This window comes from Methylobacterium crusticola (genome assembly GCF_003574465.1).
Classification (GTDB): Bacteria; Pseudomonadota; Alphaproteobacteria; order Rhizobiales; family Beijerinckiaceae; genus Methylobacterium; species Methylobacterium crusticola.
This window is the reverse complement of record NZ_QOWC01000015.1, coordinates 56,978-69,589: the sequence shown is the minus strand read 5'-3', so window position 1 is coordinate 69,589 and position 12,612 is coordinate 56,978. Positions and strand designations below refer to the sequence as shown.

At 72.1% G+C, this 12,612-nt stretch carries 12 protein-coding genes and 1 pseudogene; 6 read left to right on the top strand and 7 right to left on the bottom strand.

Annotation, left to right across the window (positions count from 1 at the left end):
* From DT057_RS11390 to DT057_RS37225, 3 genes and pseudogenes are all read right to left on the bottom strand, one after another.
* A pseudogene (locus tag DT057_RS11390) lies at positions 1–443 on the bottom strand (hypothetical protein); the annotation flags it as partial.
* Positions 444–505: 62 nt separating this feature from the next.
* Positions 506–862 (bottom strand): hypothetical protein, encoded by a 357-nt coding sequence (locus DT057_RS11385; RefSeq protein WP_238313378.1) that lies wholly within the window; start codon positions 860–862, stop codon positions 506–508.
* Positions 859–987, bottom strand: a complete 129-nt coding sequence (locus DT057_RS37225; protein WP_269153020.1) for a hypothetical protein — start codon at positions 985–987, stop codon at positions 859–861. Before DT057_RS37225 ends, DT057_RS11385 begins: the two co-directional genes overlap by 4 nt.
* A gap of 303 nt (positions 988–1,290) precedes the next feature.
* Between DT057_RS37225 and DT057_RS11380 the strand changes: the two genes are divergently transcribed.
* Complete coding sequence (locus DT057_RS11380; protein ID WP_128562217.1) at positions 1,291–1,548, top strand: DUF3297 family protein; 258 nt, start codon at positions 1,291–1,293, stop codon at positions 1,546–1,548.
* On the opposite strand, the gene DT057_RS11375 is transcribed toward DT057_RS11380, so the two are convergent.
* The 3 genes from DT057_RS11375 to DT057_RS11365 all read right to left on the bottom strand — a co-directional run bounded on the left by DT057_RS11375 (position 1,538) and on the right by DT057_RS11365 (position 5,016).
* Positions 1,538–2,023 (bottom strand): VOC family protein, encoded by a 486-nt coding sequence (locus tag DT057_RS11375; RefSeq protein ID WP_128562216.1) that lies wholly within the window; start codon positions 2,021–2,023, stop codon positions 1,538–1,540. The genes DT057_RS11380 and DT057_RS11375 overlap by 11 nt on opposite strands.
* A gap of 108 nt (positions 2,024–2,131) precedes the next feature.
* Positions 2,132–3,760: an alpha/beta hydrolase family protein gene (locus DT057_RS11370; protein WP_128562215.1), complete on the bottom strand. Its 1,629-nt coding sequence runs from the start codon at positions 3,758–3,760 to the stop codon at positions 2,132–2,134.
* 137 nt (positions 3,761–3,897) lie between these two features.
* Positions 3,898–5,016 (bottom strand): M20 family metallopeptidase, encoded by a 1,119-nt coding sequence (locus DT057_RS11365; protein WP_162501381.1) that lies wholly within the window; start codon positions 5,014–5,016, stop codon positions 3,898–3,900.
* A 257-nt stretch (positions 5,017–5,273) separates the two neighbouring features.
* Between DT057_RS11365 and DT057_RS11360 the strand changes: the two genes are divergently transcribed.
* Entirely contained in the window at positions 5,274–6,602 is a 1,329-nt protein-coding gene (locus DT057_RS11360) for an AmpG family muropeptide MFS transporter (RefSeq protein WP_128562213.1), read from the top strand.
* Between the two features lie 107 nt (positions 6,603–6,709).
* Here DT057_RS11360 and DT057_RS11355 read toward each other — a convergent pair whose 3' ends face one another.
* Positions 6,710–6,958 (bottom strand): DUF6894 family protein, encoded by a 249-nt coding sequence (locus DT057_RS11355; RefSeq protein ID WP_128562212.1) that lies wholly within the window; start codon positions 6,956–6,958, stop codon positions 6,710–6,712.
* Positions 6,959–7,454: 496 nt separating this feature from the next.
* Between DT057_RS11355 and DT057_RS11350 the strand changes: the two genes are divergently transcribed.
* From DT057_RS11350 to uvrB, 4 genes are all read left to right on the top strand, one after another.
* Positions 7,455–8,138, top strand: coding sequence for a response regulator transcription factor (locus DT057_RS11350; RefSeq protein WP_128562211.1), 684 nt, complete (start codon positions 7,455–7,457; stop codon positions 8,136–8,138).
* A 130-nt stretch (positions 8,139–8,268) separates the two neighbouring features.
* On the top strand, positions 8,269–8,526 hold the full coding sequence (locus DT057_RS11345) for a GCG_CRPN prefix-to-repeats domain-containing protein (RefSeq protein ID WP_128562210.1): 258 nt from the start codon (positions 8,269–8,271) through the stop codon (positions 8,524–8,526).
* Positions 8,527–8,974: 448 nt separating this feature from the next.
* Positions 8,975–9,793, top strand: a complete 819-nt coding sequence (locus DT057_RS11340) for a Crp/Fnr family transcriptional regulator (RefSeq protein ID WP_128562209.1) — start codon at positions 8,975–8,977, stop codon at positions 9,791–9,793.
* Between the two features lie 61 nt (positions 9,794–9,854).
* Positions 9,855–12,587 carry an excinuclease ABC subunit UvrB gene (gene uvrB / locus DT057_RS11335; protein ID WP_128562208.1) on the top strand — a complete coding sequence of 911 codons (2,733 nt, stop codon included), beginning with the start codon at positions 9,855–9,857 and terminating at the stop codon, positions 12,585–12,587.
* Positions 12,588–12,612: the final 25 nt, after the last annotated feature.

The window sequence follows — 12,612 nt, the reverse complement described above, 5'->3', positions numbered from 1 at the left end:
GACCCGGCCGCCCAGGCGGCGGCGCGGGCCGCCGCCCGGGCCTCGGCCAGGGTGACGGCGGCCCGGCAGGCCTCGGCGTGCGCGGGCAGGCCGGCCCGGTCGAGCACCGGGGGCAGCAGGCGGCGCACGGTCTCGCGGGTGAGGTGGTGGGTGCGCGCCGCCTCGACCGGCGCCGCGTCGGCCGAGCCGGAGAGGCGCAGCACGAAGGCCATCAGCCGCGGGCGCTCGGCATCCGGCATGGCGTCGTTGAGGCCGAGCGCGTACGCGGCGAGCGGGCGCGAGAAGCAGGGCGGGCAGTCCGCCGACGAGCGGATGGCCCGGTAGGGCAGCCCCGCCGCCACGAGGGCGGCCTCGTTGATGCAGGTGCCGCCGTCCGGGCCCGGGAAGGCGTGGGAGCCCGGCAGCAGCCGCCAGTTCAGGATGTGGTCGAATGCGCCGCCCATGGAGCCTCCGGTCCGGGATGGGGCCGGATTCTGGCAGGCTTTCGGCCCGGCCGCGAGCCCCCTCAGGCCCGGCCGGCGACCGGCAGGTCCGCGAGGCCGCGGGCGGGCCGCGCCGCGAGAGCGGCGGCTAGCATCGCCTCGAGGCGGATCAGGTCGTCCTCCGGGTCGGGCTGCCAGCCGCAGCCGCAGCGGGGCACCTCGCCGTGCAGGGAGGCCACCAGCCGGTAGAGCGCGCCGACGGTCCCGGCCGCCGCCTCCAGGGCCGCCATCGGGGGCAGCGGGCGCCGCTCCAGGGCCTGCCAGAAGGCCTGCGTCAGAGCCTGCTCCAGGGCCGCCTGCGCCCGCGCCTCCTCCTCGGTGCGCAGGCGCTCGAGCCGGTGCGCGCCCGCGGCCTGCGGGTCCTTGGGGCGCGCGCTCATCGCTCGCGCCTCCCGGCGGCGTCGCCGAACAGGCCGACGAGGCGCTGCCAGGGCAGGCCGACGGGCGGCCAGCCCTCGCGCAGCAGGACGGCACAGCCGTGGATCAGGGTCAGCGCTCGCGCCATCGGGACCTCCGTGCAGGATGGGCCGGCCGTTCGGGCATCGCGCTCGATCGCGACGCTCGCGCAGCAGCTCGGCGGGCCCATGAATGCAGTGCTGATGGCGCATCCGCAAGAGCAGGCGCGAAGATTGGAGCCGTTCGATACTGCAATACTCTTCACTATATTACGATCGGAATTATACCGGTTCCAATCGGCCGGGCGCCGGCGGGGCCCCGGGCGGGGCGCGGACCGGATTGGCAGGTGCGGCCGGAGCCGCTACCTGGGCGGCCCGACCGCTCACGCGAGCAGCACGAGAAGGCCACGCCGATGACCGACAGCCCGCCCGACCGCCTCTGCACCGACCCCAGGAGCCCCTTCCACGACGCCGCCGCGCTGGAGCGCGGCGTCGGGGTGCGCTTCAAGGGCGTCGAGAAGACGAACGTCGAGGAGTATTGCGTCAGCGAGGGCTGGGTGCGCCTCGCGGCCGGCACCGCCCGCGACCGCTTCGGCAACCCGATGACCGTGAAGCTGAAGGGCGCGGTGGAGCCCTACTTCCGCGGGCCCGCCGAGGCCGTCACGCAGTGAGCGCCCGCAGGGCCGCGAGGTCGAGGCGCTGCGTGACCATCTGGAGCCCGCCCGCCGCGTCGCGCGGCCAGGCGGCCTCCGGCCGGTCCCAGTAGAGCTCGACGCCGTTGCGGTCGGGATCGTCGAGGTAGAGCGCCTCGCTGACGCCGTGGTCACTCGCGCCCGTGAGGGGGATGCCGGCGGCGTCGAGGCGGCGGAGCGCGTCGGCCAGCGCCGCCCGGGTCGGGTAGAGCACCGCGAGGTGGTAGAGGCCGGTGCTGCCGGGCGGCGGCGGACCGCCGCCGGCGCTGTCCCAGGTGTTGAGGCCGATATGGTGGTGGTAGCCGCCGGCCGACACGAACGCGGCCTTGGCGCCGTAGCGCTGCGTCAGGGCGAAGCCGAGCACGCCGCAGTAGAAGCCGAGGGCCCGCTCGAGATCCGCCACCCTGAGGTGGACGTGGCCGATGCGGGTGGCGGGATGGATGTGCTCGCTCATCGGATCGGTCCTCGGCGCGCGGCCGGCGCCCCCGCCCCCGGCGGAAGCGGCGCCCGCGAGGGGGAAGTCCTCGCAGCGGACCGCGCGGCCCGTCCCGGGGACCCGCGATCAGGCGAACGCGCCGTCGCCGGCCGCGGCGCGCCCCTCGTAGATCCCGAACGCCAGGTAGTGCAGCAGCGGATCGCCGCCGGCCGCCGCCACGTCCGGGTTCGCCGCGAGGTAGGAGCGCGTGTCGAAGGAGGCCGAGGGGTCGCGCCCCTCCCGCCACCCGAACAGGGTGTAGTGGGCGAGGGGATCGATGCCGGCGGCGCGCACGTCCGCGTAGGCGCCGAGGTAGCCGCGGACGTCGAAGACGGCGTTCGGGTCGCGCCCCTCGCGCCAGCCCCGGGCGGCGTAGTGCTGCCGGGCGAAGGCGTCGCTGTCGCCGCCTGCAGCCAGCGCCGCGTCGGCGACGTCGGGATTGGCGAGCAGGTAGTACTCCGCGTCGAAATCGCCGGACGACGCGAGGTCGCCGGGGGCGCCGATCGCCGGGGCGGTGGCGCGCCCCTCGTACTGCCCGACGTTGAGGAAGTGGCCGAGCGGGTCGATCCCGGCCGCCGCCACGTCGGGGTTGCGGGCGAGGTACAGCCGGGTGTCGAAGGAGGCCGAGGGGTCGCGCCCCTCCCGCCAGCCGACGGCGTCGTAGTGGGCGAGCGGGTTCACGTCGGCCGCCGCCACGTCGGGATTGGCCGCCCGGTACCCCTGCGTCGAGAAGAAGGCGCTGGGGTCGCGCCCCTCGCGCCAGCCGAAGGTCCCGTAATGGACCTCCGCGTCGATGCCGGCGGCGCGCACGTCGGGATTCGTGACCGCGTAGTAGGCGTCGCTCACCAGCGCGTTCCGGTCGACGAGGTCGCCGTAGAGCTGGCCGTAGTCGCGGCCCGACACGATCCGGCTGGCATCGACGAGGACGGGCGAGTCGTCCAGGATGAGGTTGAGGTCGGCCCCGTAATTCGTCAGGGGATGCTTCTCGGCCGCGAGCAGCGCGAAGCCCGCGAGCCCGGAGCCGGTGTCGCCCTGGTCGTACAGGTAGGCCGCGGCCGAGAGCTCGTCCGCCCCGAAGCGGTCGCCGACGTAGGTGGGATCGCCGACGCGCTGGATCGCGTCGCTGAACAGGAAGTCCCCCTCGATGTCCGTCGGCGTGGCGCTGTAGTTGCCGACCGGGTCGCCGTAATCGACGTAGTTCGTGAGCGCGCCGGCGCCGCCGAACGACACGAGGTCGGTCGAGAGGCCGGGCGCCGCGAAGGTGGTGCCGGCGAGCCCCGTCTGCGTCGAGACGTAGGCGGCCTCCGCCGCCCCCAGGGAGTGGCCCGTGACGACGACGCGGTCGGCCGGGATGCCCTGGGCAACGGCCGCGTCGAGCACCTGGCGCGTGAAGGTCGCGGCGTCCCGCAGGGCCTCAGGGACGAAGCCCAGGTAGAGGCCCACATCCGCCGCGAGCTGGGCCAGCAGGAAGCTGGGCCGCGTCTCGATCCCGCTCACGTCCGTGCCCTCGAAGGCCACGATGACCTGCGGGTCGGGGCCGGGCGTCAGGAACGCGGCGCCGTGGAACCCGCTCGCGAGGAGTCCGGAATCGAACCGGCCCGGCGCGTAGAGGAAAGGCGCGAGCCCGATCGGGATCGGAGGAGGCAAGTTGCTGTCAGCGTACCCGTACACCCAGTTCGACGCGTCGAAGAAGTTCTGAGTGGTTGGCGCAGTCATAGGACCGACTCCCGAGCGGGCGATACCGTGCTGTATTACGCTGTCCAGTGTCAAGGGAGCGCGTCGCGACTGCGCTCCCGCGTGCGCTGCCGCGCGGGGGGCTGCCGCGCGGGCCGGTCGTGCGCGGGCTGCCGGTCTCACACGCACATGCGCCGCATCACCTCCTCGTAGATCGCCGTCGCCTCCTCGATCTGGCGCACGCAGCAATGCTCGTCGGTCCTGTGGCACTGCGCCGGCTCGCCCGGACCGATGACGACGGCCGGCGCGCCCGCGAACCCGGGCACGAGGGCGGAGGCGTCGGTGAAGTAGGGCGCGCCGGCGGGCGTCGCGGCGCAGCCCGCGCGCTCCGCCAGGGTGTCGAGGAGCGGCGCGAGGGCGGGGTCGTCCGGCTCCGTCGCGAACCCCTTGAAATCGGTGACGACGTCGATGGCCGCTTCCGGGCCGAACAGCCCGCGCAGAGTCGCGATCAGGCCGGCATGGTCGTCGTCGGGCAGCGTCCGCAGGTCGACCGTGAACGACGCGAGGTCCGGGACCGAGTTGATGTTCTGGCCGCCCGCGACCGTCGTCGTCACGGCCGTGGTGCGGCCGAGGAGCGGATGCGTGCGCGGGAAGCGGTGCGCCGCGAGGCGCGCGATCCATTCCGCCGCCTTGACGACCGCGTTGTCGCCCTCCTCCGGCATCGACGAGTGGGCGGTCCTCCCGCGCGCCGCGACGGCGACGCGCAGGGAGCCCTTGTGGGCGATCACCGGCCGCAGGGCGGTCGGCTCGGCGACGATCAGGAGTGCCGCGGCGCCGAGGACGCCGCGGCGCGCGAGGTCGAAGGCGCCCTCGCACCCCGTCTCCTCGCCCGCCGTGATCACGAAGGTGAGCCCGCGCCGGAACGTCGCGGCGCGCGCGCGCAGCCGGGCCGCCGCCGTGATGAAGGCGGCGATCCCGGATTTCATGTCGCACGCGCCCCGCCCGTGGAGCACGCCGTCCGTGACGGTCCCGTCGAAGGGCGGGAAGCGCCACTCGGCCGCGCCCGCCGGCACGACGTCGAGGTGGCCGGTGAAGGCCAGGGGCGGTTCGCCCGCCGTCCCGTCGAGGCGGGCGACGAGGGAGGGGCGTCCCGGCGCGAACTCGTAGGCCTCGACGGAGAACCCCAGCCCGGCGAGGTGGCGGGCGACGAACAGGGCGCACGCCCGCTCGTCGCCCGGCGGATTGAGCGACGGGAAGCGGATCAAGCGCCGTGCGAGAGCAACCGGGTCCGACTGCATCATGGCCTCCGGGATCTGGCGTCCCCGCGACGCTATAGGGGATCGGCGGGCGCGCGGGGATGGGGCCGATCCGGGCCGGTGCGGCGCGCGGGGGATACCTCCCGTCCCGCCGGCCGTCCGGCCCTTCCGGGGAACAGAAGGCGCCCGCCCGGGGCCGCCGCTTCGACCGCGCGGGAACGTCCGCGCGCCCATCCCGGTTCTTGGAGGGGCGTGAGCCCGGGCCCGTCCCGCGCGGGCGGGATCGGAGAGCACCGGGGATGAGTTCAGCGGCCGTGGCCAGCCCGGAGCCGACGCCCTTCTGGTCGGCGCTGTTCACCGATCGACGGATCGCGCCGGCCCTCGGCCTCGGCTTCACGTCCGGGATCCCGTTCCTCCTCGTCTACGCGACGCAGTCGGCCTGGCTGTCCGACGTCGGGATCTCGATCGCGACCCTCGGGCTCCTGAGCGAGCTCACCCTCGCCTACAAGTTCAAGTTCGTGTGGGCGCCGTTCCTCGACCGCTACGACCCGCCCCTGCTCGGGCGCGTCCTCGGCCGGCGCCGGGGCTGGATCGTCGCCGCGCAGCTCGGCGTCATGGCGACGCTCGCCGGCATCGCGTTCGGCGACCCGGCCCACCAGCTCGCCTGGACGATCGTGCTCTCGCTCGCCCTCGGCGTGGCGGGCGCCACCCTCGACCTCGTCATCGACGGCTGGCGCATCACCAGCGTCCGGCCCCCCGAGAAGCAGGCGGTGCTGTCGTCCTGGACCGAGATCGGCTGGCGCATCGGCAACCTCGCGGCCGGGGCCGGCGCCCTGTTCCTGGCCGACCGGATCGGCTGGCGCGGCGCCTACCTCTGCATGGGCGCCCTGATGCTCCCGGGCATGGCCGCGGCCGTGCTCGCGCCCGAGCCGCCTTCGGACCAGCGCCCCGCCCTGGCCCGGGCGGGCTTCGTCGAGACCGTCTGGGCGCCGATCCGGGAGCTCCTGACCCGCCTCGGCCCGACCGCGCCCGTGATCCTGCTGCTCGTCGCGGGCTTCCGGATGCCGGGCTACGTCGCGAGCGCGATGGCGATCCCGCTGTTCAAGCACCAGGGCTTCTCCAACACCGACATCGCGACCGTCACCAAGCTGTTCGGCTTCTGGATCGCGCTCGGCGGCACCTTCCTGGCGGGCGCTCTCATCCCGCGGATCGGCATGCTGCCGAGCCTCCTGATCGGCACGGTGGCGGGCTCGGCCTCGCATCTCAGCCTCGCCTACCTGGCGGCGCACGGGGGCGACGGCGGGACGGCCTTCTGGACCTTCGCGGCCGCGGTCAGCATCGACGGCTTCGCGTACGCCTTCGCGTCGGTCGTGCTGATCACCTACATGTCGACGCTCGCCTCGGCCGAGCACGCGGCGAGCCAGTTCGGGCTGATGACGTCGCTCTGCGCCTTCCCGGGCAGCGTGCTGGCGGGCTTCTCGGGCTTCGCGATCGAGCGGACGGGCTTCACCTGGTTCTTCGTCGGGACGTCGCTGATCGGGCTGCCGGTGGCGCTGCTCGCGCTCTACGTCTGGGCCAAGGTCGGCCTCTCCGACGAGGCCGCGCCGCGGCCTCCCGCGGCGCCGTGAGGGCGGCCGCGCCGCAACCCTGGCGACGACATGTCGACTGGAAAGATCGACGACCGGCAGAGGATCCTCCTCACCGGCAGAGGATCCTCCTCATCGGCGGGTCAATACTAGTGATCGGAACTCCGCTCGCCCTGCTCGCTCGTGAGCCTGATCGTACGCAGGACCCTTCCGGACTCGTCGCAGATCTCGAGCCGCCATTCCGGCTTGTCGAGCTGCAACTCTCCGGCGACGCGCATCTCGTCGAGTGTGAACAGAGCTTCGGCTTCTGCTTGTTCGATGTTGTCCGCCTCGACGCCGCTGGGATCCTCAATGATCGCCGTGACATTGACTAAATTAAAAAAATATTTTTGGGCCATCACGTGATCTCACGTCAGATAAGCAAGAGCTTAATAGGTTTAATTCTACCCTCAGCCGAGGCCGAAGACGAGCGGCTCAACCGTCGCATGTGACACAGACCCGGGTTGAACAGAAGGCCGCGCGCGACCGTCGGACGGCTTAGGTCGAACGACCGGGGTGACCATCGAGGCTTGCGTCCCGCCGCGGCGGCGCCCCCCGGATCGTCCGCCTGCTCCGGCGCCGCTCGCGGTTGGGCGCGCGAGGGACCCGCTGCGGGAGGCGTCGGCCCCTCGCGGGCCGCGACGCGCATCGGCCGCCTCGTCGCGCGATTTCGCCATCTTTTGATCGCGAACAGGTTGTGCTGCGGTGCGAAGACCACCATGCACCGCACAAGACTCTCGCCCCGGATCCTGCCCCGGGGGGTCGACGCAACCCGGCCGCCCGACGCCGGAGGGCTCGGGCGGCCCGGCGACCCATCACGGCAGGGCAGCGCATCGAGCAGGAACGTGGATCGACATGAAAGTGAGTCACTCCCGGCCGACGAAGATCGTCCTCGCGGATGACCATCCCATCTTCCTCGCCGGCATGCGGGGCCTGCTCGAGGGCGTGCCGGACCTGGCCGTGGTCGGCGAGGCGGCCACGGGCGGCCGCGCCCTGCGCCTCATCGCCGAGACGCAGCCCGACGTCGCTGTCCTCGACGTGTCGATGCCGGAGATGCACGGGATCGCGGTGGCCAAGCAGCTCGCCGCCGAGGCGTCCCCGGTCCGGGTCCTGATGCTGAGCGCCCACGACGACCGCACCTACGTCCGCCAGGCGCTCGGTGCGGGCGCCCGGGGCTACATCCTGAAGCGGTCCGCCGGCGCCTGCCTGCTCCAGGCGATCCGGGCGGTGAGCGGCCGGGGGCTCTACCTCGACCCCGCGATCGCCGAGCGCTTCGTGGTGACCGGGGATCACGGCGCGTCGCGGGCGCGGGGGCGCGACGACGACACCCCTCCGCCGCTCACCGAGCGCGAGCGCGAGGTCATCCGGCTCGTGGCCTTCGGCTTCACCAACAAGGAAGTGGCCGGCAAACTCGGCATCACGGACAAGTCCGTGGAGACCTACAAGTCCCGCGCCAGCGAGAAGCTCGACATCGGCACCCGGTCGAAGATCGTGCAGTACGCCATCCTGCAAGGCTGGATGCAGAACCTGCACCACTGACGTCCGCCGCGCCGGAAGCAATCCGGTAAGCATCTCCCGCATCGGCGCGACCGAGGCCGGTGCCGGGCTGCTACGCTGGACGCGGCGAGAGGCCGATCCCCGTCCTCGCCGCACCCGTCAGGAGGACACCGTGCTCAAGATCCTGATCCCGTCGGCGCTCCTCGCCGTGAGCGTGATCGCGCCCGCCTCGGCCCTGCCGATGGTCGACCTCGCGCCGCCCGACGACGGCCTCATCCAGGTCTACGGCGGCTGCGGGCCCTACGGCCATCGCGGGCCCTACGGCGGCTGCCGGGCCGGCGGGCAGCGGGGCGGGTATTTCCGCGGCCGGCCCTGCCCGCCCGGCTTCCACCTCGGCGGCGGCGGCCGGCGCTGCTGGCCGAACCGCTGACCCCGGCCGGCCCGGCATACCCGAAGACGGGCCCCGCCACGATGCCGGCGCGGCGCTCCGTTCACGTCGGGTCGGCCGGCGCCGCCGACTTGGAACGCGGGATCCTGCGAAGCATCTCTCTGATATGGGCGCGGATCATATCTTCGCCGGACTGCGCATGAGTTGAACGTGCAGGTCGCGCAACAGTTTCGGACTTTTTCTGCATGTCAATCGTAGGCACGTCGGCGTGTCCCGTTCTGGCAGCTGCGACACTAGCTGCGGGAAACGTGAGCTAAAACCTCATTTCATGTTTTGGCGCCTTCGCGCGGGGCGATCCCGGCCTCGACAAGACCGGCGAGCGGAGCCGTGGCGCGGAATACTTGCTGGCGACGACACCGGGCCGCGGCGCCCGCCCCGAGAATTGACATATGTAAATGCACCGCGGTTTTCCAAAATTTACCAGATGCCCATGACGAATCTGTTCATCCGGAAATTGTCCCGGCGCGTGCGGATGAGCGATGCCGACATAGAAGCTTTGTCGGCGGCAACAAGCAAGATGCTATATTATGATGCCGATCATGATCTCACCCAGGAAGGAAGCAAGCCGGAGTTCGCATACGTCATACTGGACGGCTTTGCCTGCCGGTACAGGATCATGCAGGACGGAAGCCGCTCGATCCTGGCCTATCTCGTGCCCGGCGACGGCTGCGATCTGCATGCTTCGATCCTCACGCAGATGGTTCACTCGATCGGAACGTTGACGCCTTGTACTGTCGCGACCATTCCGTATCGCGTGATCAAGGAGCTGGCGGCCTATCGACCGAACGTCTACTTGGCCTTGTGGTGGTCGGTCCTGGTCGACGAGTCGATTCTCCAGGAGTGGCTGGTGAGCGTCGGGCGCCGCTCCTCGGACAAGCAGCTCGCCCACTTCCTGTGCGAGGTGCTCACCCGGCTGCAAGCCGTCGGTCTCGCGCTCGAGCCGGACTACCGCATCCCGCTGAAGCAATCCGAGCTGGCGGACACGGCCGGGCTCTCGCACGTGCACGTGCAGCGCGTCCTCTCCGACCTCCGCAAGGCGAAGCTCATCGAGGTCGGCCGCAAGGGATTGGTCGTCCCCGATCTCGAGCGGCTCAAGGCGTTCGCCGAGTTCAAGCCGGACTACCTCCACCTGTCCCACCTGGACGAGGCGCCCCCGCCGCCGGCGCCGCTCGATCTCGCGAACGCCACCAAGGACGATTTCGAGAAGAGGTTCGGCCGCAACCGATCGTTCCGCGACCAGAATCCGTGACGGCGCCCGCCGGGCCGCGCGGGGCTTTCGGGCCGCGCTCCGCGCGCCCATATTGCGGGGCATGGCCGCTCCGAAGAAACCCCGCCTGTCGTCCGGCAAGGCGTCGAAGCCCGAGCTGAAGCCCCTGGACCCGTTCCTCGCCGAGTTGCTGAACCCGGCGCTGAACCGCGGCCGCCTGCCGCCCGCGGAGGCGCCGCCGCCACCGCCGGCGCCGAAGCGCGGACGGCCCCGCAAGGCGCCGCAGGCGGAGGGCTTCGGGGAGGCGCCGCAGGCGACCTTCGCGCACGGCGCCGCCGCGGACGTCGACCCGGCCCTCGCCCGGTCGCTCGGCCTGCGCGAGCCGGAGGGAGGCCCCGAGGACCCGGAGGAGCGCGGCTCCTCGCTCGCGGCCGAGGGCGTGTCGGCGACGGTGGACGCGCTGACGCGGCTCCTCACGGACGGGAACCCGCTGTTCAAGAACGGGCAGCTCTGGACGCCGCACCGCCCGGAGCGGCCGCAGAAGAGCGAGGGCGGGGTCCCGTTCCGCCTGCAATCCGAGTTCCAGCCGGCCGGGGACCAGCCGCAGGCCATCGGCGAGCTCGTCGCGGGCGTGCGGGCGGCGGAGCGCGACCAGGTGCTGCTCGGCGTCACCGGCTCGGGCAAGACCTTCACGATGGCCAAGGTCATCGAGGCGACCCAGCGCCCGGCCCTGATCCTCGCGCCCAACAAGACGCTGGCCGCGCAGCTCTACGGCGAGTTCAAGTCGTTCTTCCCCGACAACGCCGTCGAGTACTTCGTCTCCTACTACGACTATTACCAGCCCGAGGCCTACGTGCCGCGTTCCGATACCTTCATCGAGAAGGAATCGTCGATCAACGAGCAGATCGACCGGATGCGCCACTCCGCCACCCGGGCGCTGCTGGAGCGCGACGACGTCATCATCGTGGCCTCCGTCTCCTGCATCTACGGCATCGGCTCCGTCGAGACCTACACGGCGATGTCGTTCACGGTCTCCCTGGGCGAGAAGATCGAGCAGCGCCAGCTCGTCGCCGACCTGGTGGCGCTCCAGTACAAGCGCATCCAGTCCGACTTCGCCCGCGGCACCTTCCGGGTCCGCGGCGACGTGATCGAGCTGTGGCCGGCCCACCTGGAGGACCGGGGCTGGCGCATCGGGCTGTTCGGGGACGAGATCGAGGCCATCACGGAGTTCGACCCGCTCACGGGCAAGTCCATCAACGACCTCAAGTTCGTGAAGGTCTACGCCAACAGCCACTACGTCACGCCGCGCCCGACCCTGCAGCAGGCCGTCAAGGGCATCAAGGACGAGCTCAGGTGGCGCGTCGAGGAGCTGACCCGGATGGGCCGGCTGATCGAGGCCCAGCGCCTGGAGCAGCGCTGCACCTTCGACCTCGAGATGATCGAGGCGACGGGCGCCTGCAACGGCATCGAGAACTACTCGCGCTACCTCACCGGCCGCAAGCCCGGCGAGCCGCCGCCGACCCTGTTCGAGTACCTGCCCGACAACGCCCTCGTGTTCACCGACGAGAGCCACGTCACGGTCTCGCAGATCGGCGGCATGTACCGGGGCGACTTCCGCCGCAAGGCGACGCTCGCCGAGTACGGCTTCCGCCTGCCCTCCTGCCTCGACAACCGCCCCTTGCGCTTCGAGGAGTGGGACGCGATGCGGCCGCAATCCGTCCACGTCTCGGCGACGCCGGCGAAGTGGGAGCTCGAGCAGACCGGCGGCGTCTTCGCCGAGCAGGTGATCCGCCCGACCGGCCTCGTCGACCCGGTGATCGAGGTGCGCCCGGCCCGCAGCCAGGTCGACGACCTCCTCGGCGAGGTGAAGGAGGTGGCGCAGGCGGGCTACCGCACCCTCGTCACCACGCTGACGAAGCGCATGGCCGAGGACCTGACCGAGTACCTGCACGAGAACGGCGTGCGGGTGCGCTACATGCACTCGGACATCGACACCCTGGAGCGCATCGAGATCATCCGCGACCTGCGCCTCGGCGCCTTCGACGTGCTGATCGGCATCAACCTCCTGCGCGAGGGCCTCGACATCCCGGAATGCGCGCTCGTCGCGATCCTGGACGCCGACAAGGAGGGCTTCCTGCGCTCCGAGACCTCGCTGATCCAGACCATCGGCCGGGCGGCCCGCAACGCCGACGCCCGCTGCATCCTGTACGCCGACAGCGTCACGGGCTCGATGGAGCGCGCCATGGCGGAGACGGAGCGCCGGCGCACGAAGCAGCTCGCCTACAACGCCGAGCACGGCATCACGCCCCAGAGCGTGAAGCGCAACATCGCCGACATCCTGGAGAGCGTCTACGAGCGCGACCACGTCCGGGTGGATACCGGGCTGGCCGGGAACGCCGTCACGGTGGGCCACAACCTGAAGGCCGTGATGGCCGACCTCGAGAAGCGCATGCGGGCGGCCGCGGCCGACCTCGACTTCGAGGAGGCGGCGCGCCTGCGCGACGAGCTCAAGCGCCTCCAGGCGACGGAGCTCGCCATCTCGGACGACCCGATGGCGCGCCAGGACGACGTCGGGCGCGAGGCCGGCCGCTTCGGGGCCAAGGGCGGCGCGAAGGGCCGGCGCCGCGGGGGCGCGGCGGCGCCCCTGCCCTACGGCCCGGGCGGCAAGGGGCTGTCGGACGAGGGCACCCGCATCCAGGAGCCCGACCTCGACGACATGGGGCCGGGCACCGACCGCGAGGTGCCCTTCACCTACGCCGAGCGGCCGAGCGGCCGCTCGACGCAAGGCTTCCCGGGCCAGCGGCCGAAGTACAAGGGCCGCAAGGGCCGGGGCTGAGCCGTCGCGCCCCGCCCCCGGCGCG